20 protein-coding genes are annotated in these 24,489 nt (G+C 35.4%); 10 read left to right on the forward strand and 10 right to left on the reverse strand.

Annotated features, from left to right (window positions below; all coding sequences use genetic code 11):
• Positions 1-128 precede the first annotated feature (128 nt).
• A complete protein-coding gene (locus tag J8H85_RS04060) occupies positions 129-1,364 on the reverse strand; it encodes a 3-deoxy-D-manno-octulosonic acid transferase (protein WP_209652922.1) in 1,236 nt (411 codons plus the stop codon).
• A 127-nt stretch (positions 1,365-1,491) separates the two neighbouring features.
• Between J8H85_RS04060 and J8H85_RS04065 the strand changes: the two genes are divergently transcribed.
• On the forward strand, positions 1,492-2,625 hold the full coding sequence (locus tag J8H85_RS04065; protein ID WP_209652924.1) for a DegT/DnrJ/EryC1/StrS family aminotransferase: 1,134 nt from the start codon (positions 1,492-1,494) through the stop codon (positions 2,623-2,625).
• Positions 2,618-3,643 carry a UDP-glucose 4-epimerase GalE gene (gene galE, locus J8H85_RS04070; RefSeq protein ID WP_209652926.1) on the forward strand — a complete coding sequence of 342 codons (1,026 nt, stop codon included), beginning with the start codon at positions 2,618-2,620 and terminating at the stop codon, positions 3,641-3,643. The genes J8H85_RS04065 and galE overlap by 8 nt, the downstream gene beginning before the upstream one ends.
• Positions 3,644-3,837: 194 nt before the next feature.
• On the opposite strand, the gene lspA is transcribed toward galE, so the two are convergent.
• The 4 genes from lspA to J8H85_RS04090 are packed head-to-tail and all read right to left on the reverse strand — an operon-like array spanning position 3,838 to position 7,786.
• Complete coding sequence (gene lspA / locus J8H85_RS04075) at positions 3,838-4,368, reverse strand: signal peptidase II (protein WP_209652928.1); 531 nt, start codon at positions 4,366-4,368, stop codon at positions 3,838-3,840.
• On the reverse strand, positions 4,368-5,249 hold the full coding sequence (gene fabD / locus J8H85_RS04080) for an ACP S-malonyltransferase (protein ID WP_209652930.1): 882 nt from the start codon (positions 5,247-5,249) through the stop codon (positions 4,368-4,370). Before fabD ends, lspA begins: the two co-directional genes overlap by 1 nt.
• Before the next feature lie 48 nt (positions 5,250-5,297).
• Positions 5,298-6,854, reverse strand: coding sequence for an NAD(P)/FAD-dependent oxidoreductase (locus J8H85_RS04085; protein ID WP_209652932.1), 1,557 nt, complete (start codon positions 6,852-6,854; stop codon positions 5,298-5,300).
• Positions 6,855-6,895: 41 nt separating this feature from the next.
• Positions 6,896-7,786 carry a dihydrofolate reductase gene (locus J8H85_RS04090; RefSeq protein ID WP_209652934.1) on the reverse strand — a complete coding sequence of 297 codons (891 nt, stop codon included), beginning with the start codon at positions 7,784-7,786 and terminating at the stop codon, positions 6,896-6,898.
• A 301-nt stretch (positions 7,787-8,087) separates the two neighbouring features.
• Here J8H85_RS04090 and J8H85_RS04095 point away from each other — a divergent pair, with 301 nt between their 5' ends.
• A complete protein-coding gene (locus J8H85_RS04095) occupies positions 8,088-8,384 on the forward strand; it encodes an isoamylase early set domain-containing protein (protein ID WP_209652936.1) in 297 nt (98 codons plus the stop codon).
• Between the two features lie 53 nt (positions 8,385-8,437).
• On the opposite strand, the gene J8H85_RS04100 is transcribed toward J8H85_RS04095, so the two are convergent.
• The 5 genes from J8H85_RS04100 to J8H85_RS04120 all read right to left on the reverse strand — a co-directional run bounded on the left by J8H85_RS04100 (position 8,438) and on the right by J8H85_RS04120 (position 13,475).
• On the reverse strand, positions 8,438-9,262 hold the full coding sequence (locus tag J8H85_RS04100) for a thymidylate synthase (RefSeq protein WP_209652938.1): 825 nt from the start codon (positions 9,260-9,262) through the stop codon (positions 8,438-8,440).
• 123 nt (positions 9,263-9,385) lie between these two features.
• Positions 9,386-10,909, reverse strand: coding sequence for a NupC/NupG family nucleoside CNT transporter (locus J8H85_RS04105; protein WP_245243730.1), 1,524 nt, complete (start codon positions 10,907-10,909; stop codon positions 9,386-9,388).
• A 24-nt stretch (positions 10,910-10,933) separates the two neighbouring features.
• Positions 10,934-11,557 (reverse strand): bifunctional nuclease family protein, encoded by a 624-nt coding sequence (locus J8H85_RS04110; RefSeq protein WP_209652940.1) that lies wholly within the window; start codon positions 11,555-11,557, stop codon positions 10,934-10,936.
• Between the two features lie 120 nt (positions 11,558-11,677).
• Positions 11,678-12,637 carry an electron transfer flavoprotein subunit alpha/FixB family protein gene (locus J8H85_RS04115; RefSeq protein WP_209652942.1) on the reverse strand — a complete coding sequence of 320 codons (960 nt, stop codon included), beginning with the start codon at positions 12,635-12,637 and terminating at the stop codon, positions 11,678-11,680.
• Positions 12,638-12,728: 91 nt separating this feature from the next.
• Entirely contained in the window at positions 12,729-13,475 is a 747-nt protein-coding gene (locus J8H85_RS04120) for an electron transfer flavoprotein subunit beta/FixA family protein (RefSeq protein WP_209652943.1), read from the reverse strand.
• Between the two features lie 235 nt (positions 13,476-13,710).
• Between J8H85_RS04120 and J8H85_RS04125 the strand changes: the two genes are divergently transcribed.
• The 7 genes from J8H85_RS04125 to J8H85_RS04155 all read left to right on the forward strand — a co-directional run bounded on the left by J8H85_RS04125 (position 13,711) and on the right by J8H85_RS04155 (position 24,424).
• Entirely contained in the window at positions 13,711-14,688 is a 978-nt protein-coding gene (locus tag J8H85_RS04125; RefSeq protein WP_209652945.1) for a pyruvate dehydrogenase complex E1 component subunit beta, read from the forward strand.
• 45 nt (positions 14,689-14,733) lie between these two features.
• Positions 14,734-17,244, forward strand: a complete 2,511-nt coding sequence (locus J8H85_RS04130; RefSeq protein WP_379937357.1) for a DUF5686 and carboxypeptidase-like regulatory domain-containing protein — start codon at positions 14,734-14,736, stop codon at positions 17,242-17,244.
• A gap of 140 nt (positions 17,245-17,384) precedes the next feature.
• Positions 17,385-17,786, forward strand: coding sequence for a hypothetical protein (locus J8H85_RS04135; RefSeq protein ID WP_209652947.1), 402 nt, complete (start codon positions 17,385-17,387; stop codon positions 17,784-17,786).
• Positions 17,787-17,898: 112 nt separating this feature from the next.
• The gene (locus J8H85_RS04140; protein WP_209652948.1) at positions 17,899-18,984 is read left to right on the forward strand and encodes an efflux RND transporter periplasmic adaptor subunit; all 1,086 of its coding nucleotides are present in this window, start codon (positions 17,899-17,901) and stop codon (positions 18,982-18,984) included.
• A 24-nt stretch (positions 18,985-19,008) separates the two neighbouring features.
• Positions 19,009-22,239 carry an efflux RND transporter permease subunit gene (locus tag J8H85_RS04145; protein WP_209652950.1) on the forward strand — a complete coding sequence of 1,077 codons (3,231 nt, stop codon included), beginning with the start codon at positions 19,009-19,011 and terminating at the stop codon, positions 22,237-22,239.
• The gene (locus tag J8H85_RS04150) at positions 22,232-23,683 is read left to right on the forward strand and encodes a TolC family protein (protein ID WP_209652952.1); all 1,452 of its coding nucleotides are present in this window, start codon (positions 22,232-22,234) and stop codon (positions 23,681-23,683) included. Before J8H85_RS04145 ends, J8H85_RS04150 begins: the two co-directional genes overlap by 8 nt.
• Before the next feature lie 213 nt (positions 23,684-23,896).
• Entirely contained in the window at positions 23,897-24,424 is a 528-nt protein-coding gene (locus J8H85_RS04155) for an inorganic diphosphatase (RefSeq protein ID WP_209652954.1), read from the forward strand.
• Positions 24,425-24,489: the final 65 nt, after the last annotated feature.

A 24,489-nucleotide genomic window follows, 5' to 3' on the forward strand; every position in this document is an offset into this window, starting at 1 on the left:
AAAGTCCATATATTGTCAAACTGAACTTGTTTCAGTTTCTAATAAATATTGATTGTCAAAGAGTTAAGATTCTGAAATAAATTCAGAATGACACTTGTTGATACTTTTCAGATAGCCTCTTTTTTAATTTATAAATTTAGGTATGCCAATATTTTATTTACGGCACCCTTGTTGTTTTCAATGTATTCCAAATTGTTTTTTCCAGCAAGTAATCGTTTTTCGTTATTTTGAATAAGTTCATTTAAAATACGATTAAACTCTTTTTGGTTTGAAATAGAAAACATACCGCCTCTATCAATCATGTCTTGTGCTTCTAAGAATTTAGAATGGTGGTTTCCAATAATAATCGGTACGCCAAAAACAGCAGGTTCTAAGGTGTTGTGCAGTCCCGTTGTGCCCATGGCGCCACCAACATAAGCGATGTCGGCATAACTGTAAATTTTTGAAAGAATACCAATCGTATCTATGATGAAAACTTGGGTGGTTTCAAGGTTTTTGTTGCTTTTCTCAGAAAACAAAACACTTTCAACCGTCAGTTTTTCTTGAATGTTTTTTATTTGTGAAGGTTTGATGTTATGCGGTGCAATAATAAATTTCACGTCTTTTGAAGCTTCCGAATTAATAAAATTAATAAGCAAACTTTCATCTTCTGGCCAAGAGCTGCCTGCAACAATACAAAGTTTGTCTTGTTTGAAGGTCTCAATAAAATCTAATGTATTATCAATGGTTAACTGACTGGAAACCCGATCAAACCGTGTATCACCCGAAACAGTTACCTTAGTGTAATTTATAGATTTAAGCAGTTTTTTTGAAGTGTCGTTTTGGGTAAAAATATGTTCAAAAGCAAATAAGGCATTCCGTAATTGCTTCCCGTAAAATTTAAAAAAGGATTGGTTTTCCCGAAACGCGGCCGAAATTAAAATAGCTTTTAGGTGTCTTCTTTTTACTTCATTTAAAAAATTAGGCCAAATATCGTATTTAACAAAAACAGTAAGTTGGGGGTTAATCAGGTCTAAAAACTGTTTCGCATTCGCTTTAGTATCTAGAGGAAGATAAACAACAATATCAGCAATAGGTGAGTTTTTCCTAATTTCATAACCCGATGGCGAAAAAAAACTCAGTACAATTTTGTGCGTTTTAAATTGTTCTCTCAATGCTTTAAAAACAGGAAGTCCTTGCTCGTATTCGCCTAAGGATGCGCAATGGAACCAAAGGGTTTTATCCTGATGTTTTAAGTTTTCTTTTAGGGTTTTAAAGGTGTTTTGTCTCCCAAGAACCCCACTTTTAATTTTTTCGTTAAATGCCGATGCACATTTTAAACCAAAATGCGCCAGATGTATACCAATGTTGTAAATAAAACCCAAAACTTAATTGTTTGGCGTAAAAATACATTTCTTTAAAATAATTTCATTGGTTACCGTGTACTAATTTTGTAATTTCGTGACTTATTAAAGTATAGAGCTTTCTATATCTATAATCTTATATTTTCAAATGAAAAAAATTCAAATGGTTGATCTTAAAGGTCAATATGATGGAATTAAAGACCTTGTTAATTCTTCAATCCAAGAAGTTTTAGAAACAACCGCTTATATAAACGGGCCAAAAGTTCACCAATTTCAAAAGAATTTAGAACAATATTTAGGAGTAAAGCACGTCATTCCATGTGCTAATGGTACCGATGCATTGCAAATTGCAATGATGGGCCTAGGTTTGAAACCAGGAGATGAGGTTATTACTGCCGATTTTACATTTGCCGCCACTGTTGAGGTGATAGCACTTTTACAGTTAACGCCTGTTTTGGTTGACGTGAATGAAGATGACTTTAATATTAATATTGAAGCGATAAAAGAAGCCATTACGCCAAAAACCAAGGCCATTGTACCTGTGCATTTATTTGGACAATGTGCAAACATGGAAGCTATTATGGAATTGGCCAAAGCGCATAATTTATTTGTAATTGAAGATAATGCCCAAGCTATTGGTGCCAATTACACCTTTAAAAATGGAAAAAAGGCACAGGCAGGAACGATAGGTCATGTGGCATCAACATCATTTTTCCCATCTAAAAACTTAGGATGTTATGGCGATGGCGGAGCGATTTTTACAAATGATGATGCGTTAGCACATACCATTCGAGGGATTGTAAACCATGGTATGTACGAACGATACCACCACGATGTAGTGGGGGTGAATTCTCGTTTAGATAGTGTTCAAGCGGCTGTTTTAGATGCTAAACTACCTCATTTAAACACATACAATAAGAAAAGACGTGAGGCAGCTGATAAGTATGATGCTGCTTTTAAAAATATTTCAAATATTGTAACGCCTTATAGAAATGGGAGTGAAGATTCGCATGTTTTTCATCAGTACACGTTAAGAATATTGGGTTCTGATAGGGATGCATTAGTTAAACATTTGAATGAAAATGGAATTCCTTGTGGCGTGTACTACCCCATACCACTTCATAAGCAAAAAGCGTATGAAGACTCAAGATATAATGAAGCCGATTTTCCTGTAACCAATCAATTGGTAAAGGATGTTATTTCATTACCAATGCACACAGAATTAGATGATGAACAAATTGAATTCATCACATCAACAATCATAAAATTTATAAATGGATAAAATATTAGTTACCGGAGGTTTAGGTTTTATAGGCTCGCACACTGTAGTTGAATTGCAAAACGAAGGCTATGAAGTAGTTATTATTGACGATTTATCAAATTCGTCAATTACAGTTTTAGACGGTATAACTGCTATAACAGGTAAAAAACCACTTTTCGAAAAGCTCGATTTAAAAGAAAAATCGGGTGTTGAAGCATTTTTCGCAAAACACCATGATATAAAAGGGGTTATTCATTTTGCGGCAAGTAAAGCGGTCGGCGAAAGCGTTCAAGAACCTTTATTATATTACGAAAACAACATAAGCACTCTGGTTTATATCCTGAAAGAATTAAAGAAATTACCGGAAGCAAGTTTTATATTCAGCTCTTCGTGTACGGTTTATGGGCAAGCAGACGAATTGCCAATTACCGAAAATGCACCGGTAAAACAAGCGGAATCTCCATATGGTAACACCAAACAAATAGGTGAAGAAATTATAAGCGATACGTGTAAAGTAGCTCCTAATATGAAAGCAATTGCTTTGCGTTATTTTAATCCAGTTGGAGCGCACGAGACTGTTAATATTGGAGAATTACCAATAGGTGTACCACAAAATTTGGTGCCTTTCATTACGCAAACTGCTATTGGATTAAGAGAGCAACTATCTGTTTTTGGTGATGATTATCCTACGCCAGATGGAACCTGTATTCGCGATTATATTCATGTGGTCGATTTAGCTAAAGCACACGTTATTGCACTAAAACGTCTTTTGGAAAATAAAAATAAAGCCAATTACGAAACCTTTAACTTGGGTACAGGAACAGGAAGTTCTGTATTGGAAGTAGTGAAATCTTTCGAGAAAGTTTCAGGTAAAAAACTGAATTATAAAATTGTTGGCAGAAGAGAAGGTGATGTTATTTCAGCTTATGCCGATACAACTAAAGCAAATGATGAATTGGGTTGGAAAACAAAATTATCATTAGATGATGCGATGCGTTCCGCTTGGAAATGGGAACAAAAAGTAAGAGGGAATAATTAATTATTTCTGAAGGATGGACATATAAAAAGGGCTATCTGAAAAGTGTGGTTCTATGTCATATTGAGCTTGTCGAAATATTTCAATTTACTGATAATCAATATCGGTTTCGATAAGCTCAATCTGACAAATAAAACTTAATACACTTTTCAGATAGCTTTTTTATTTTTTATGAAATGAAGTTTAAAATGAAATTTTTAAACAGCCTTTTCTATATTGTCACTGTCTTTTTTCTTTCCAAAATTAACAAACAATAAGATGAACATACCTGTAGTTACCGAAAGGTCTGCCATATTAAAAATACCTGTTCTGAATACCCCACCTAAATCGATAAAGAAAAAATCGGTTACCGATCCATAAACAATACGGTCATAAACATTTGCAATACCACCACCAATGATGCTGGCAAAAGCAAACAACGACCATTTGTCAATGGTCTTGTCTTTTAAAATATGGCGAAGCACAAAGCCTAAAACTAATATTGGTAAAATAAGTAATAAAATGATTCTAAGTGTTGGATTTAAATCGCTACCCATACCTAAAAAGGCACCTGAGTTTTCAACATTCATCATTATAAATGTGTCCCCAATTAAGGAAATACGTTCGCCAAGTTGAAAATCGGTTCGTGGTTGAATGTTCGCTCTAACCAGTATTTTTGAGATTTGGTCAATAGCAATTGTAACCACAATTACTAATATAATATATGCACTACGTTTTGTTACCTTCATTATAAACTTGCAGAAGCCGTTTGAGACTCTCTATTTATTTTCTTTACTAAACCTTGTAACACATTTCCAGGACCTACTTCGGTAAACAAGGTGGCACCATCAGCAATCATTTGTTGTACAGATTGCGTCCAACGTACAGGCGCGGTTAATTGTGAAATTAAATTGGCTTTTATGGCTGCTTCATCAATAACGGCATTGGCAGTTACGTTTTGGTAAATAGGACAATTTGGTTTACTAAAAGTGGTGTTTTCAATAGCTGCCGCCAATTCTTCACGGGCAGGTTCCATTAAAGGTGAGTGGAATGCACCACCAACCGGTAATACCAAAGCACGTTTAGCACCTGCTTCTTTCATAGCTTCGCAAGCTCTATTAATAGCGTCAACTTCACCTGAAATTACTAATTGGCCTGGGCAGTTATAATTTGCAGCTACTACAACACCTTCGGTAGCAGCACATACTTTTTCTACAATAGCATCATCTAAACCTAAAACGGCAGCCATGGTACTTGGTTGTAATTCGCAAGCTTTTTGCATAGCCAAAGCACGTTGCGACACCAATTTTAAACCATCTTCAAAATTTAAAGCGCCATTGGTAACTAATGCTGAAAATTCTCCAAGTGAATGTCCTGCAACCATATCTGGTTTAAAGCTTTCGCCTAATGTTTTTGCTAAAATTACGGAGTGTAGAAATATAGCAGGTTGCGTTACTTTCGTTTCCTTTAAGGCTTCAGGAGTTCCTTCAAACATGATGTCTGTGATGTTGAAACCAAGAATTTTGTTTGCTTGTTCAAATAATTCTTGAGCTAAAGGCGAGTTTTCATATAGGTCTAAGCCCATTCCTGTAAATTGTGCTCCTTGTCCAGGGAAAATATATGCGTTCATATTTGTTAGTTTAATAAAGTGCTGCAAAAATAGGAATAATATTAATATTTATAAGCCTTTTATGGCTGCTTCGGCACAGCGTTCGCCATCCATAGCAGCCGACACGATGCCACCTGCATAACCACCGCCTTCTCCACAAGGAAACAAACCTTCAATTTGTGGATGCTCCAAATGTTCATTTCTAGGAATGGAAACTGGCGAAGAGGTTCTAGATTCTACACCCACAATATTAGCTTCGGAAGTATAATAACCACGCATTTTTTGTCCGAATGTTTCAAAGCCTTTTCGCAATCTGCTACCTATTAATTTAGGTAAAAGCGAATGTAAAGGTGCCGAATTTAATCCAGGTTGGTAGGAGGTAGGGTTTAAATCTGCCGATAAGCGTCCTTCTACAAAATCGGTTAAGCGTTGTGCGGGTGCTACTTGACTGCGTCCTCCTGCTGTAAACGCCATACGCTCTAGGTTTTTTTGGTATTCCAAGCCTTTTAATGCGCCAAATTGCTCGTATTTTGGTAAATCTCTGTGCATATCAATTTCAACCACAATACCTGAGTTGGCAAATAAGTTGTTGCGTTTTGAAGGCGACATACCGTTTACCACCACTTCGCCATTGGCAGTGGCGGCAGGTACAATAAATCCACCTGGACACATGCAAAATGAATACACGCCACGTTCATTTACTTGTTGTACCAAACTGTATGAAGCGGCAGGTAGTAATTCATGACGCTCTCCACTGCAATGGTATTGGATAGCATCTATAATATGTTGCGGATGCTCCACACGAACGCCCATAGCAAACGATTTGGCTTCTAAAGCAATTTCTTTGTTATGGAGTAAATAGAAAATATCTCTAGCCGAATGTCCCGTTGCTAAAATAACACGGGTGGCAGGCATCTCGTCGCTATTATTTAGTTGAATAGCCTGTATTTTGTTGTTTTTTATAATGAAATCGGTAACTCGGGTTTCAAAATGAATTTCGCCACCATATTTTAAAATCGTTTCCCGAATGTTCTGCACCACTTTAGGGAGTTTGTTGGTGCCTATATGTGGATGTGCATCTACCAAAATTTTGTCGGTGGCACCATGAAATACGAGGTTTTCAAAAATACGGCGCACATCGCCACGTTTTAAACTTCGTGTGTATAGTTTTCCGTCAGAATACGTTCCAGCACCACCCTCACCAAAGCAATAATTGGAATCTTCATTCACAAAATGGTCTTGGTTGATGGCTCTTAAATCACGACGGCGGTCTTTTACATTTTTACCGCGTTCTAAAACAATGGGTTTAAAACCCAATTCAATACAACGCAATGCGGCGTACATACCTGCAGGACCAAAACCAATAATATGAATGGGTTTTGCTTTTGAAACATCTTTATAATCAAATTGATATTCGGATGTTTTAGGTAATACTTCCCGAATGTAAACAGCTACTTTATAGTTGAAAATAATTTTAGGCTTTCGGGCATCAATAGATTTTCGAAGGACTTTTATTCCTGTAATGTCTTCCTTATCAATATCAAGGATATGCGACGCTTTTTGCACCAAAATATCGTTGCGCTCTTCTTCTTTAAGTGAAATACGAAGCTGAAGTTCTTTTACCATGGGGCAAAATTAGGGAAATTTGAAATAGTAGCTAAAAGGAATTATTTTCTTTCATAGGTTAAAAACGTAAAGTCGAATTCATTTTTATCATCTTTTTTATGGAAAACTGAATTTGTTTCTTTCCAAATGGAGGTATCTACTTTTGGAAAAAAGGTGTCCGCAGGAAACGATGCGTGCACCCTAGTTAATTCTATTTTATCAGCAACTAAAATGGCTTGTTTGTAAATTTCACCACCACCAATTACAAAAGGTTGTGGGTCGCTGGCACTGGCTTTAATGGCGTCTTCTAAGGTATGAACCAAAATAACGCCTTCTGGAACCTGGTAGTTTGTATTTCTAGTAATAACTACGTGTGTTCTGTTTGGTAATGGTTTTGGAAAACTTTCAAAAGTTTTACGTCCCATAATAATATGGTGCCCGCTTGTAAGTGCTTTAAATCGTTTTAAGTCGTCACTTATGTGCCAAATCAATTTGTTGTGTTTGCCAATAGCATCGTTTTCGGCAGCAGCAACAATAATAGTAAGATTGGTAGCAGGGTTAATCGCTTTTTTTTTTAGTAAGGAAGCATCTTCTGGTAATTCTTGTTTAAGTTTTTCAATGCGTGCCTGTTGTTTGGCGACCAACTTGTTCAGTTGTTGTTGTTCCCAATCTTTACCCATAAATTTATGGGTGATAAAGACATTAAAAGCATGGTATAAAAATAAAAACAACCAAAATAGAATTGCAAACACAAACCAATTGGTGTCTAATGGTGTAAAGTTTTCACCAAAACCTAGACCTAAATTAAACAAGATTAAAAAAACAGAGCCTATAAGGAAAACTACAAAATGAATGTATAAACGCTTTTTTTGTTTGATGCGCTTTTGTGCATTTTGAATAAGTTCTAATTGGTCTTTGTCTATTTGTGGGATGTCTTTCTTTTTACCGAACATAATACTTGAAAATAATTTGTAAAGTTAATGCTTTTTGTCAATTCATAAATATTAATTAGAATCTTAATTGGGTTGGATTCTAGAAAAGCGTTTTTGGATAAAAGTGACTGATAATCAAACAAAAAGAATGATTTCTTATTGACGATTATATAATTAATATGCTGAAATAATTAACAACTTTAAATTTTTGTGAATTGATATTACTAAATTGATAATTCTTTGTTGTTTAATGTATTAAATACTTACGTCTGAGAAATAGTTTTATAAATTTGTAGCATAAAACAACACAAAAAATTAAATTATGGCTATTACGAAACAATATTTAAAAAGCAAACCAGTATGCAAAGTAACTTTTTCTATACTAGCAGAGGATGCTAAAAAAGTATCTGTTGTGGGAACTTTTAATGATTGGAATGCGAAAGCGGCACCACTTAAAAAATTGAAGAATGGTACTTTTAAAGGTACTGTAGACTTAGATCAAGATAAATCATATGAGTTTAAATACTTAGTAGATGGTGCATTTGTAAACGATGACGCTGCAGATGCTTATGTATGGAATGATTTTGCTTCAGCTGATAACAGCGTAGTAAATGTTTAGTTAAATCCTTAAATTAAACAAAAAGCGCTTTCATTTTTTTGAAAGCGCTTTTTTTATATAGCTACAACACCTTTAATATGTGGGTGTGGATTATAGTCTACCAAGGTGAAATCTTCAAAAGTAAAGTTAAAAATATCTTTTACTTCAGGGTTTAGTATCATTTTTGGTAGTGGTCTAATATCTCTGGAAAGTTGTAATTCCAATTGCTCATAATGATTGCTGTAAATATGGGCATCACCAAAAGTGTGGATGAATTCTCCAGCTTCATACCCACAAACTTGTGCCACCATCATAGTGAATAAAGCATAAGATGCAATGTTAAATGGTACACCCAAAAAGATATCGGCACTACGTTGATACAGTTGGCAGGATAGTTTTCCTTCGGCAACATAAAATTGAAAAAACGCATGGCAAGGCGGTAATGCAGCTTTACCATTGGCAACGTTTTCGCTAAAGCTTTTTGAGGTATCGGGCAATACTGAAGGATTCCAAGCAGAAACCAACATGCGTCTGCTATTTGGGTTGTTTTTTAAGGTGTCAATAACTTCTTTAATTTGGTCAATCTCATCGCTGTTCCAATTGCGCCATTGGTGTCCGTACACGGGACCTAAATCACCATTTTCATCAGCCCATTCATTCCAAATACGCACGCCATTTTCGGTAAGATATTTAATATTGGTATCGCCTTTTAGAAACCAAAGCAGTTCGTAAACAATCGATTTTAGATGTAGTTTTTTTGTGGTTACCATAGGAAAGCCTTCGCTTAAATCAAATCGCATTTGATAACCAAAAACACTTTTTGTACCAGTACCAGTGCGGTCTCCTTTTTCATTTCCGTTGTCTAAAACGTGTTTTACTAAGTCGTGATATTGCTTCATTTATTAATCTTTTCTTCGGAAATAAAAATATAAAAAGCATCAAAACTTAACGCTTCAAAGCCCAATATATTATTATAAAGTTATTAACTAAAATTGAAAGATTCCTGCTTCCTCAGGAATGTATTATCCAATAATCATGCCTGCAATTGTAGCAGAAACTAGTGAAGCAATACTACCACCTATAAGTGCCTTAATGCCAAATTGCGACAATGTTTTACGTTGCCCTGGTGCCAAGGAGCCAATGCCACCTATTTGAATGCCTATAGATGCAAAATTTGCAAAACCACACAACATATAAGTAGCCATAATAATTGATTTTTCGTAGTTTAAATGGGTTGCATTTGCAATGTCTTTTAAGTCCCTAAGTTGTATATAGCCTATAAATTCACTCGCGGCTATTTTAATGCCAAGTAGTTGGCCCATCATCATCATATCTTCTTTAGCAACACCAATTAACCACATTAATGGCGCAAAAACATAGCCTAAAACAAGTTCAATTGATAAATTTTGGTAACCTGTATTGTTAGCTATCCAGTTGTTTACAGATGAAATATCTCCCATCCAACCTAAAATACCATTAAACATGGCAATAAACGCCACAAAAACCAATAACATAGCGCCAACGTTTACGGCTAGTTTTAAACCTTCGGTAGTTCCATTTGCAATAGCATCTAGAAAGTTTGAGCCAATTTTTTCTTGTGAAACGGTAACATCGGTATTTATGTCTTCAGTTTGCGGGTATAGTATTTTTGAAATAACAATGGCGCCTGGAGCTGCCATAACGGAAGCTGCCAATAAATGTTTTGCGTAAAAGAGTCTTAATATAGGATCGTCACCACCTAAAAAGCCAATATAGGCAGCTAGTACAGCACCGGCAACGGTTGCCATACCGCCAATCATAACCAAAAGCATTTCAGATTTGTTCATTTTTTCTAAATACGCTTTAATTAAAAGAGGTGCTTCGGTTTGACCTAAAAAGATATTTCCCGCTACACTTAAACTTTCAGCTCCAGAAATTTTTAATGTTTTTGAAAGCAACCAAGCCATGGCTTTTACTACTTTTTGAATAATGCCTAGATAGAATAAAACAGAGGTTAATGCTGAGAAAAATATTATGGTTGGTAATACTTGAAAGGCGAAAATAAAACCAAAAGTGTCCATATCAACCACCAAACCTTCAAACAGGAATTTGCTGCCGGCTCTGGTGAAATCTAAAACGTTTACAAATAGACTGCCAACAAATTCGAAAATTGCTTTAATGAATTCAACCTTTAAAACGCCAATGGCTATCAAAAGTTGAAACGCTAAACCAATACCAACAATTTTCCAATCAATGGCTTTTCGGTTACTACTGAATAAAAAAGCTATAAAAATTAAAGAAACCATTCCTAAAGCACCGCGCCAAAGGCTGTTTATTGAAAAACCTTGACTGGGAATAATGGGTTTAGACTCTAAAGTAGTTGTTTCTTCTTGCTGTTCAGATATGGTAATATCAGAAGACTCTTTAATATTGTTTTTTAAAGAAGATTCGTTTGCAACTTCATTTAAAACAGTGTCTTGAACTGTTATTTTATCTTTGTCTTGTGCTGTTATTGGTGTAGTAAATACGAATAAGATGATGGCAATGGACAAAAATATTTTTTTCATAGGAAAGCGAAGTAAATAGATGCGTTATTCTCTTTTTGAAATTTCGTCGCGAATATGTGCTGCTTTTTCATAATCTTCATTAGCAACGGCTTCGTCTAGTAATGCGTGTAATTCCTGTAGTGTTTTTCCTTTAAAGCTTTCGCGTGGTGCATTTGGTTCCAGTTCATTGGCAATTAACTCGTCCATTAAAACACTGTCCTGAGCATCGTCTTCTTCCTCTTCTTTTTTAGGATTCACCTTTAAATAAATACCTGCTTTATCCAGAATGTTTTTATAAGTAAAAATAGGCGCATCAAAGCGCAGTGCCAAAGCAATAGCATCACTGGTTCTGGCATCTATGATTTCTTCAATTTTATCGCGTTCGCAAATTAAGCTAGAATAAAAAACGCCGTCTACCAATTTATGGATGATAACTTGTTTAACAACAATATCAAAACGGTCGGCAAAATTTTTAAATAAATCGTGTGTTAAAGGTCTTGGAGGTCGAATTTCTTTTTCTAAAGCAATAGCAATGGATTGAGCTTCAAAAGCACCAATAACTATAGGTAATTTTCGGTCGCCATCTACTTCGTTTAAAATCAATGCGTAAGCGCCGTTTTGGGTTTGGCTATAGGATATTCCTTTTATATTTAATCTAACTAAACTCATAAATTTATAAAAACGCAAAGAACTGTTTAAATTAGGACTTTACCAACTGCAAAGGCAGATTTAAAAATATAATGCTAATTTAAGCAGTTCTTTAAACAATACAAGTTATAAAAAAATAATTTATTGCTGCGCTTTAAAGGCTTTTAATTTTTCAATAAGTTCTGGTACTACCGTAAAAGCATCACCTACAACGCCGTAATCGGCAGCTTTAAAGAAAGGTGCTTCTGGGTCAGAGTTTATTACAACTTTTACTTTGGATGCATTAATACCAGCTAAGTGTTGGATAGCGCCCGAAATGCCTATGGCAATATATAAATTGGCAGCAACGGGTTTTCCTGTTTGCCCCACGTGTTCACCGTGAGGTCTCCAACCTAAATCTGAAACTGGTTTGGAACATGCGGTTGCAGCGCCTAGTACAGAGGCTAATTCTTCAATCATACCCCAGTTTTCTGGACCTTTTAATCCGCGACCTCCAGATACTACTATTTCTGCATCAGCAATACTTACTTTGTTGGATGCTTTATCAACCGATTCTACTTTTACACCTAAATCTGAAATTGTAGGCGAAAAATCTTCCGCGGAAGCGCTACCACTTTTTTCAACCAATCCAAACGAGTTATTTGAAACGCCCACAATTTTAACATCTGTGTTTATGGTTAATGTTTCAAAAGCTTTATTAGTGAAAGCAGGACGTTTTACGGTAAAAGGTGATGTGCTTGAAGGTGCTTCAATAACGTTTGAAGCGTAACCAGCATTTAAACCTACCGCTAAAAGTGGTGCTACATATTTACTGTTAGCGCTAGAACTTAAAACGACTACTTTTGTGCCTTCTTTTTCTGCGGCTTGTTGAATGGCTTCGGTATAACCTTTAGCATTAAAAGCGTCTAATTGTGGGTTTGAAACTTTTAAAACTTTATCAACGCCGTAGTTGCCTAGTTCTGAAACATCGTTAGCGTTTATTGTAATGGCTGTAACTGTAGTGCCCAATTGGTCGGCAACAGCTTTGGCATATGAAGCCACTTCAAAAGCTATTTTTTTAAATTTTCCTTGTTCTGATTCTGTATATACTAAAACTGACATAATTTTTTCTTTTGTCATCCTGAACTTGTTTCAGGATCTTATTATTACTTTCTTATTCAACGCGGATTCCAGCTTTCGCAGGAATGACAAATTAAATAACCTTTGCTTCGTTATGAAGTAGGCTAACCAACTCATCTAAATTATCGGGTGATACTAATTTTACAGCGCCTTTTGGAGCTGGTTTTTCAAACTTAACAGAAGATGTTTCGTTATTTGCGTCAACAGGATCTAAAACGGTTAAAGGTTTTTGGCGCGCCATCATGATCCCACGCATGTTTGGAATGCGTAAATCGCTTTCTTCTACCAAACCTTTTTGTCCGCCAATTACCAAAGGCAAAGAGGTAGATACTGTTTCTTTTCCGCCGTCAATTTCTCTAATTGCCGTTGCTTTGTTTCCGTCAACTTCCAAATTAATGCAGTTGTTTACAAAGTTTGCGTTTATTAATCCTGCAATCATACCAGGTACCATACCGCCGTTATAATCGATGGATTCACGACCTGCAATTACCAAATCGTAACCGCCATCTTTAGCAACATGCGCTAATTGTTTAGCCACTGAAAAACCATCGGTAGCTGCTGTGTTTACACGTATGGCAGCATCAGCGCCTATAGCCAAAGCTTTGCGTAAAGTAGGTTCGGTTTCTGCACCGCCAACATTAATTACAGTAACGTTAGCGCCTTGTTTTTCCTTAAACCACATGGCTCGGGTTAAACCAAATTCATCGTTTGGGTTAATTACAAATTGTACCCCTGTGGTGTCAAATTTCGTATCACCTTCAGTAAAATTAATTTTAGATGTGGTGTCTGGAACATGACTTATACATACTAATATCTTCATTTTTTTTATTTTTATTTTATTATTTTGAATATTATTAAAATTTGGGAAGAAAGTCGATATTTTAAAAAATAATACTGCTTACTACCACTGAAAACTGTTTACTTTTTTAACAGGTTACGAAGTTAATTATTTTATTCTGAATATTTACTATGCACGCATAATAAATTTTAAATAAATCTTTTAAAAAGGTAAGTCTTTTATTGTTATTTTTGCAACTCGTGTTAAAATATATTAAATGAAGACAATTCAATTTAGAGAGGCTATTTGCGAAGCAATGAGCGAAGAAATGCGCAGAGATGAAAGCGTTTACTTAATGGGTGAAGAAGTAGCAGAGTATAATGGTGCTTACAAAGCATCAAAAGGAATGTTAGATGAATTTGGACCAAAACGTGTTATCGACACGCCAATCGCAGAGCTTGGTTTTGCGGGTATAGCCGTAGGGTCTACTATGACGGGAAACAGACCTATTGTAGAGTACATGACTTTCAACTTTTCTCTAGTTGGTATTGACCAAATTATAAATAATGCTGCAAAAATCAGACAAATGTCTGGTGGGCAGTTTAAATGTCCTATTGTTTTTCGTGGGCCAACAGCCTCTGCAGGACAATTAGGTGCAACACACTCACAAGCTTTTGAAAGTTGGTTTGCCAACACGCCAGGTTTAAAAGTTATTGTGCCATCCAATCCATACGATGCAAAAGGATTGTTAAAAGCTGCAATTCGTGATGATGACCCAGTTATTTTTATGGAAAGTGAGCAAATGTATGGGGATAAAGGCGAAGTGCCAGAAGGAGAGTATATTATTCCAATAGGGGTGGCTGATGTTAAAAGAGAAGGAACAGATGTTACCATTGTATCTTTTGGGAAAATTATTAAAGAGGCTTACAAAGCAGCAGAAGAGCTTGAAAAAGAAGGCATTTCATGTGAAATTATAGATTTACGTACCGTGCGTCCTCTAGATAAAGAAGCTATTTTAAAGTCGGTTAAGAAGACCAACCGATTGGTAATTTTGGAAGAAGCATGGCCTTTTGGAAACGTTTCAACAGAAATAACATATATCGTACAAGCTGAAGCATTCGATTATTTGGATGCTCCTATAGTAAGAATAAATACCGGGGATACACCAGCAGCATATTCGCCAGTTTTACTTGAAGAATGGTTGCCAAACAGCGATGAGGTTGTTAAAGCCGTGAAAAAAGTATTATACAAATAAATTAACAATTTTTACGTTATATAAACTTCATTAACACCCCTGTTAATGAAGTTTTTTTATATTATGAACATAAAACTACTACTCGCTTTATTCTTCTTCGGAATTATTTCCACATTCGCTCAAACCAAAGTTAGTGGTTATGTGTTTGATGAAAATAATCAACCCATTTCATTTGCCAATGTTTTATTCAAAGGTTCCACACAAGGCACCATTACTGATGAAAACGGGAAATTTTATCTAGAATCTTCTACTACTTGGAACGATTTAATAATTTCTTTTTTAGGGTACGAAACCTTAAATGTTTCTTTAACAAAAAAAGTAAATTACGATTTAAAATTTGTTCTAAAGGAAGAAGCGGCGCAGTTAAGTCAGGTGTTCATTGTGGCAGGGAAACAATCTAAAAAGAATAATCCTGCCATTGATTTGCTTCGTAAAATATGGGAGCATAAACGAAAAAATGGCTTAAAACATTTTAAGCAGTTCGAATACAATAAATACGAAAAGGTAGAATTTGACATCAATACCATCGATAGTGCGCTTATAAAAAGCAAATTGTTTAGAGGTATGGAATTTGTTTTTAATGAAGTTGATACCTCAAAAGTTACCGGAAAAACCTACTTGCCTATATTTATTAATGAAGCCGTTTCAACAGTATATGGCGATAATGTTATTAATAAAGAAAAGGAAGTTTTAAAAGGTAATAAAAATTCCGGATTTAGTGATAATCAAATCATTATAGATTTTGTTGGCGATTTATACTCCGATTATGATATTTACGATAATTACCTAAAGTTTTTTGATAAAAGTTTTGTGAGCCCGCTGTCAAGAACGGGAATAAACACTTATAATTATGTTTTAAAAGACAGTGCATATATAGATAATAAATGGTGCTACAATATTATATATTACCCAAGGCGTAAAAACGAGCTGACTTTTAAAGGTGATTTTTGGGTAGCCGATACCACTTATGCCATAAAAGAAATTAATCTTCAGGCATCTAAAAGTGCCAATATCAACTGGGTAAAAGAAATTTACATTGAGCAGGAATTTGAAGTTTTAAATGATTCTATTTTTCTTGTGAAACGCGATTATATGATGAGTGATTTTGCCTTTAACAAAAAGGAGAAGTCTAGAGGTATTTATGGTAAACGAACCACTTTATATGATAATTATAAATTCGATATTGAAAAAGACAAGAAGTTCTATGACACTGAAGTTTATAATTACGACAAAGATGTGTACGATCGAGACGATAATTTTTGGGCTGAAAACCGCTTAGAAGCTTTAAATAAAGATGAAAAAGGGGTTTATAAAATGTTGGACACCTTAAAAACCGTAAAAAAATTTAAAAGACTTTATAACTTAGGAAGCATTTTAGCATCAGGATACATTGAGTTTAATGAATTGCCATTAGATTACGGTCCTATTTTTTCAACCTTTGGTTTTAATGAAGTAGAGGGTTTACGATTACGAGCCGGTGGGCGCACTTACTTTGGTAAAAACGACCTGTGGCGTTTGGAGGGTTTTTTAGCTTATGGTTTTAATGACGATAAATTTAAATATGGCATTTCAGGAAAATGGTTAATTGATAAAAAGAACCGATTTATTATTTCTGGAGGAAACAGGCGCGATGTTGAACAAACCGGTGCAAGCTTAACCACCAGTACCGATGTTTTAGGCAGAAGTTTAGCATCATCTTCAGTGGTTGGAACGGGAGTAAACGATAAATTAACCTCCATAAACTTAACCAGTTTAGCTATTGAAATGGAGCCTTGGAGAAATCTTATTTTTAGAATGGGCGCCAATTATAGAACGCTATCATCGGCTTCACCAACTTTCAGTTTAGATTATAACACGCCAACAGGGGTGGAATCTGAAATTAAGCAATACGAATCTACTTTTTCGGTGTCGTATTTTCCAAAGCGAAAAATGACGGGTTTTGGTGTAGAACGTTTGAATGCGAATGATGATTATGCGAGTATTTTTGCTCAAGTAAGTCGTGGCGATAAAAGTTTGTTTAATAGCGATTTTGATTATACCAAGGTTCAGTTTTCATACATTCAGCCATGGTTAGTGGGTGGTTTTGGTCGGTTAACAACTACTGTTGAAGCAGGCAAAACTTTTGGAGAAGTCCCATTAGGTTTATTAAGTCCCATTCCAGGGAATCAATCGTATTTCTCAATTTACAACACATTTTCCCAGTTAGATTTTTACGAGTTTGTGTCAGATACCTATACGTCATTACAATTAGAGCATAATTTCAATGGGCGCTTTTTCTCTAGAATTCCATTCTTAAGAAAATTGAACCTTCGTGAAATTGTAGGTATACGTGGTGTTTGGGGCGATGTGTCGCAAGAAAATAAAGATTTAAATGCTTCCGGATTAATTTATCAATCTCCAAACGAAAAAATGTATTACGAATATAGTTTTGGTGTTGGTAATATTTTTAAAGTATTTAGAATAGACTTCAATTTTAGAGGTAATTATTTAGATGAAGTTCAAAACCCTAATGCACGTAAGTTTGGTGTCACAGGGTCCTTTGGGTTTCATTTTTAATTAAATAAAAGAAGTTAGATTGCTTAAATTGATTTTTTCAACTGTAAAAAATGAATTAACAACAAAAAGTAACTGTTTAACAAATTTTTATGACGAATTGGTTTGTTGAAATAGTCAAGTAATATAATTTTACCGCCTTTATGAAGAAGGTATTATCTAAACATTTTCTTTTTTTAGTATTCCTATGCTTTAGTGGGCTAGTTTCTGCGCGCACTATTTCCATAAGTAATGTTTCACAATTTTCTTATCTAAAAAAATATGTACAGGTATTAGAAAGTAATGCCGATACAGTTAAGCAAGATTTAGAAATTGCTACAACTTCAATTGAACGTCTATTAGAAATCAAAATTACCGAAGTTGAAATTGAAGAAAGCTTAAATTTTCATTCTAAAAAAACGGCGCCAAATACAGCTGTAATTCCCTTTTCAATTGCTTTACAGCAGCCATTTCATATTTATAAAAAAGACAAGTCGAATACCGAGTCTTTTAATTTTTACATTCCCAACAAGCGGTATATTACATACCAAGTATTCCGAATTTAGAATTTTATTTGTGTAGTCCTTAAACTACTCGTGTTACATGCCATCCTTTTAGCCAAAAAGGGATGCTTAACCTGTTTCTTTACCTAAAAACAAATAAAATTTTATCATTATCATGAAAAGTAAAATGCTTTTAATAACGGGGCTTTGTGCCTTGTTTATATATACAAGTTGTGAATCAAAAAAAGAAAAGAAAGAAAAAGACGTTGCGTTTTTAATAACCAATCCTATAAAACTTGACACCACCATTACAAAAGATTATGTATGCCAAATACATGCTGTTAGGCATATAGAAGTTAGAGCTTTAGAAAAAGGCTACCTAAAAGAAATTTTTGTTGATGAAGGACAGTTTGTAAAAAAAGGCCAAAAAATGTTCAACATTATGCCTAATATTTATCAAGCCGAATTACAAAAATCCAAAGCAGAAGAACAAGCTGCAAACATAGAATACCAAAACACAAAACTATTATCCGATAGTAATGTGGTTTCCAAAAACGAATTAAGTATGGCACAAGCCAACTTAGAAAAAGCCAGGGCAGAAGTAGCTCTAGCACAAACTCACTTAGGGTTTACTGATATTAGAGCACCTTTTGATGGGATTATGGACCATTTGGAAGCGCGCGAAGGCAGCTTGCTTGATGAGGGCGAACTGCTTACCACATTGTCTGATAACAGTAAAATGTGGGTGTATTTTAACGTACCCGAATCGGAATATTTAGATTATATCATCAGTAAAAATAAAGAGGATTCCAAAAATGTGAGTCTGTTAATGGCAAATAACAAACCATTTCTTCATGATGGTATTGTAGAAACCATTGAAGGTGAATTTAATAATGAAACCGGAAATATTGCTTTTAGAGCTACCTTCCCAAATCCAGAAGGTATTTTAAGACATGGTGAAACAGGAAGCATTCTTATGAAGGTGCCTTATAAAGATGCTATCATCATTCCTCAAAAAGCCACTTTCGAAATTTTAGATAAAAAATACGTTTTTGTAATAGGTAATGATAACGTTGTTAAACAACGCGAAATTACCATTAAAGGCGAACTGCCTAATTTATTCATTATAGAAAAAGGGTTGTCTGTAACCGATAAAGTGTTATTGGAAGGTATCCGAATGGTTAAAAACGGAGAAAAAATCCAAACCAAGTTTGAAAAACCAGAATCGGTATTGCAACATTTAGATATGTACGCAGAGTAATCAAAAACCCTTAATCTTAAAAAAATGTTTAGTAAATTTATACATAGACCGGTATTGGCTATCGTCGTATCGGTAATCATTGTTTTTACGGGTTTGCTGGCCTTGAAGCAATTGCCCATTTCTCAATTTCCCGAAATATCACCAACCACGGTAAATATATTTATAGCCTACCCGGGCGCAAGTGCCGATGTGTTGGTGAAATCAACGCTTATTCCTTTGGAAACCGCCATTAATGGTGTGGAAGGCATGCGTTACATCGCTTCCGATGCTACCAGTGCGGGTGAAGGAACCTTACGTATTATTTTTGAACCTGGTACAGACCCCAACCAAGCGGTGGTTAGGGTGAAAACGCGTGTAGACCAAGTAATGCCAAACCTTCCAGAATTAGTGCAGCGTGAAGGTGTTGTAATTACACCCGTGCAACCAAGTATGCTTATGTATGTGAACTTGTATAGCAAGGCGAAAAATGACGACGAAAAATTCTTGTACAACTACGCATATACCAAAATAGTACCCGAAATACAGCGTATTAAAGGTATTGCCAGTGCACAAATTTTAGGAAGCCGTAAGTACGCCATGCGTGTTTGGTTAAAGCCAGATAGAATGCGTGCTTATAATGTGTCGGCTGAAGAAGTCCTAAAAGCGATGGACGAACAAAGCGTTATTGCTCGACCTGGTAGATTGGGGCAGAGTTCTGGTAAAAAATCACAATCGCTGGAGTATGTTTTGGTTTATAAAGGCCGATATAATGAACCAGATGAATACAAAGAAATCATTATTAGAGCCAATGAAGAAGGAGAAATTTTAAGGCTGAAAGATCTAGCCGATGTAGAATTAGGAAGCGAATTCTTCGATATTTATTCCAATTTAGATGGGCATCCTTCTGCATCCATCGTTTTAAAACAAACCTTTGGTAGTAATGGTAGTGATGTTATCAATGAAGTAAAGGCGAAATTGGAAGAATTAAAAACCGAATTACCGCCAAATGTGGACTATAAAATTGGGTACGACGTATCAAACTTTTTAAATGCGTCCATCGAGCAGGTGCTTCATACGTTAAGAGACGCTTTTATACTTGTTGCCATTGTGGTATTTATATTTTTGGGCGATTGGCGTTCTACGCTTATCCCAATTATTGCGGTGCCTGTATCGTTAATTGGGTCGTTCTTCATTATGCAAATGTTCGGGCTTTCGGTAAACTTAATCACTTTATTTGCATTGGTATTGGCTATTGGTATTGTGGTTGATAATGCCATTGTAATTGTAGAAGGGGTTCACGTAAAAATGTCCGAAGAAAACCTGTCTCCTTATAAAGCATCACAAGCAGTTTTAACCGAAATGGGTGGCGCTATTGTTGCCATTACTTTGGTTATGGTATCGGTGTTTATACCAATTTCGTTCATGACTGGGCCTGTGGGTGTTTTTTACAGACAGTTTTCAATCACCATGGCTGGGTCTATTATAATTTCAGCAGTTGTAGCGCTTACGTTAACTCCGGTTTTATGTGCTATTCTGCTTAAAAATAATCATGGGCAACCCAAAAAGAAAACACCCATTGATAAGTTTATAGATTGGTTTAATCGCAAGTTTGATAAACTTACAGGGCGTTATGTTGACTTTTTAAAATTGATTGTAAACCGAAGAGTCATCACTTTCGGAATATTAATAGCGTTCTGTATTGGTATATTCTTTTCAAACCAAGTGTTACCGGCAGGTTTTATTCCGGGAGAAGATCAAGGGATGATTTACGCCATCATTCAAACACCTCCAGGTTCTACTTTAGAACGTACCAACGATGTGGCACGCAAACTTCAAAAGCTATGTGAAGAAATTGAAGGTGTAGAGTCTGTGTCCTCATTAGCGGGTTATGAAATTATGACCGAAGGTCGCGGTTCCAATGCAGGTACTTGTCTTATCAACCTAAAACCATGGTCCGAACGTAAACATTCTGTGCATGAAATCATGGAAGAATTGGAAGAAGAAAGTAAAAACTTGGGCGCTGTTATAGAGTATTTCGAGCCGCCAGCGGTTCCCGGTTTTGGATCTTCGGGTGGATTCTCCATGCGTTTGTTAGATAAAACCAATTCAACCGATTATCATGAGTTTGAGAAAATAAACAACCATTTCTTGGATGCATTAAAAAAGCGTAAAGAACTAACAGGTGTGTTTACGTTTTATGCTGCAAACTATCCACAATATGAGTTGATTATAAATAATAAAGCGGCAATGCAAAAGGGTGTTTCTATTGGAAATGCTATGGAAAACTTAAACATTCTTATTGGTAGTACCTATGAACAGGGGTTTATTAAGTTCGACAGGTTCTTTAAAGTATATACCCAAGCAGCACCGGAATATCGAAGACTTCCATCGGATTTAGAAAAACTTTTTGTTAAAAATGAAGCGGGTGACATGGTGCCTTATTCCGCATTTATGAAAGTTGAAAAAAGATTGGGGCCTAACGAAATTACACGTTACAATTTATATAATTCCGCTGCTATTTGTGGGTTGCCAGCTTCAGGTTATACCAGTGGCGATGCTATTAATGCGATAAAAGAAGTAGCTAAAGAAAATTTACCCTTAGGTTATGATATCGCTTGGGAAGGCTTGTCCTATGATGAAGCCTCCAGAGGTAATGAATCCTTATACATTTTTATTGTGGTATTAATTTTTGTGTACTTGGTACTTGCGGCACAATACGAAAGTTTCATGCTGCCATTAGCGGTTATATTATCGTTGCCCGTGGGTATTTTCGGGTCGTTTATATTGCTACAGTTTATGGGGCTTGCAAACGATGTGTATGCCCAAATTGGTATGATTATGTTGGTGGGGCTTTTAGGTAAAAATGCGGTGTTAATTGTAGAATTTGCAGTCCAGAAACACCGTGCAGGGGCAACAATATTGGAAGCATCCATTGAAGGTGCTAAAATGCGATTCCGCCCCATTTTAATGACGTCCTTTGCTTTTATTACAGGTTTAATTCCGTTGGTGGTGGCAACGGGTGCTGGTGCCATTGGTAACAGAACTATTGGAGGTTCAGCACTAGGGGGAATGCTTATTGGTACGCTTGCAGGTGTCATTATCATCCCTGGTTTATATTACTTTTTTGCAACTATTTCCGATGGACGCGATTTAATTAAAAATGAACATCACGAACCAATGTCAGAAGAATTGATGCGTATGAGCGAAAGTGAAAGTAAATTGAAGAAAATTAATAAGCTTCTTAAAAAACTATTAAAAAGAACTGAAAATGAATAATATAAAAAACCAGGTGCTTCCCAACAAAAAATTATGGTTGGTTGGTGTCATTATCATAGCCATATTTTATTCTTGTGTGCCAGCTATTCAGGTGGTTCAAGAAAATAAGGAAGTTCCCAATCAATTTGATACGCAGTCTATAGATACTACAAATACAGCATCCGTAAAATGGAAAGATTATTTTACCGATCCGTATTTAAATGAATTGATAGAAACGGCTTTAAAAAATAATCAAGAATTGAAAATTACGCTTCAGGAAGTGGAAATTGCCAGAAACGAAGTAAAAGCCAAAAAGGGGGAATATTTGCCTTTTGTAGATTTTCAAGCGGGTGCTGAAACCGAAAAAGTTGGTAGATTTACCAGTCAAGGAGCCAATGATGCCAATACCGAAATTGAACCAGGAAGAGAATTTCCAGAGCCTTTGCCTAGCTACAATTTAGGACTACAAGCAAGATGGGAATTGGATGTTTGGAAAAAACTTCGAAATGCTAAAAAAGCAACGTATCAGCGTTACATCGCTTCTGTTGAAGGCCAAAATTTTTTGGTTACCAACTTAATTGCTGAAATAGCAAATTCATATTATGAGTTGCTAACTATTGATAATCAGCTATCTATTGTAGAAGAAAATATAGATATTCAAAGTAATGCTTTAAAAATAGTGAATCTTCAAAAGCAAGCAGCACGTGTTACCGAGTTGGCTGTACAACGTTTTGAAGCTGAGGTGTTACATACACAAAGTCTTCAATACGATATTAAACAGCAAATTACGGAGACCGAAAATAAAATTAATTTTTTAGTAGGAAGATTTCCGCAGCCCATTTTAAGAAGCTCAGCGTCTTTTTACAATTTAGTTCCAGAAAGTTTATCGGTAGGTGTTCCGTCGCAATTATTGGAAAACCGACCCGATGTTAGGCAGGCGGAAATGGAATTGGAAGCTTCCAAGTTGGACGTAAAAGTTGCAAAAGCTAGGTTTTTTCCATCTTTAGGCATTTCGGCAGGAATTGGTTTAGAGGCATTTAATTTGTCGTATATAACAAAAACACCTGAATCTTTATTTTACTCGGTTGTAGGTGATATTGCAGGACCATTGATCAATAGAAATGAAATAAAAGCATTGTATTTTAATGCGAATGCAAAACAATTACAAGCAGTTTATAATTATGAACGTACCGTGTTGAACGCTTATCTTGAGGTTGCTAATCAACTCTCAAACATTAGCAATCTTGAGAAAAGCTATCATTTGAAATCGCTTAAGGTTGATGCACTTACACGTTCTATTGATATTTCTAACACGCTTTTTAAATCGGCAAGAGCAGATTATATGGAAGTATTGCTAACACAACGCGATGCTTTAGAATCTAAATTTGAACTTGTTGAAACCAAAAAAGCACAAATGAATGCCGTGGTTAATATGTACCGCGCTTTAGGTGGTGGTTGGAATTAAAAGTATCTTACTATAATAGTAATAAAATTAATCCTCACAAGTAATCGATCTTGTGAGGATTACTAATTTGAATACATGGGTTTACATTCATATATTATGCTGAAAAAAATATTTGTTTTATCTAAAGAATTAATAACATAAAAACAACATTGTTTTTTGTTGCTTAACGCATAGGTGTTCAGTATCTTTGTGCGTATAATAAGAAATAAAAATATGAGTGAAAATACCCCATTAACTTTTGATGTATTGATAGAAATACCTAAAGGCAGTAGAAATAAATACGAATATGATTTCGCATTACATAAAATCCGTTTTGACAGAACTTTATTTTCATCTATGATGTATCCAGGCGACTATGGTTTTATTCCTGAAACTTTAGCCCTAGATAAAGATCCATTAGATGTACTTGTTTTAGGTATTGAACCAACTTTCCCCATGGTTGTAATGGAAGTAAAGCCAATTGGCGTTTTTTATATGACTGATGAAAAAGGTCCAGATGAAAAAATTATCTGTGTACCCGTTTCAGATCCAGTATGGAGTAACAGAGAGGATATTTCAGAGTTAAACCCGCACCGTCTTAAAGAAATTGAACACTTTTTCCAAGTTTATAAAGATTTAGAAGAAAAGAAAGTTGATGTTGGTGGTTGGGGAGATGCTAAAGAAGCTGTTAGAATTTACCACGAATGTGTGAAGCGCTATGATGAAAGTGATCACAAGAAAAAAAGAACATTTACCATCTAAATTATTAGATTGTCAATAAATCGAATAAAAAATGAACCATCTTTAATTTAAGGTGGTTTTTTTTA

Origin of the sequence: Mariniflexile gromovii (genome assembly GCF_017814435.1) — a bacterium.
Classification (GTDB): domain Bacteria; phylum Bacteroidota; class Bacteroidia; order Flavobacteriales; family Flavobacteriaceae; genus Mariniflexile; species Mariniflexile gromovii.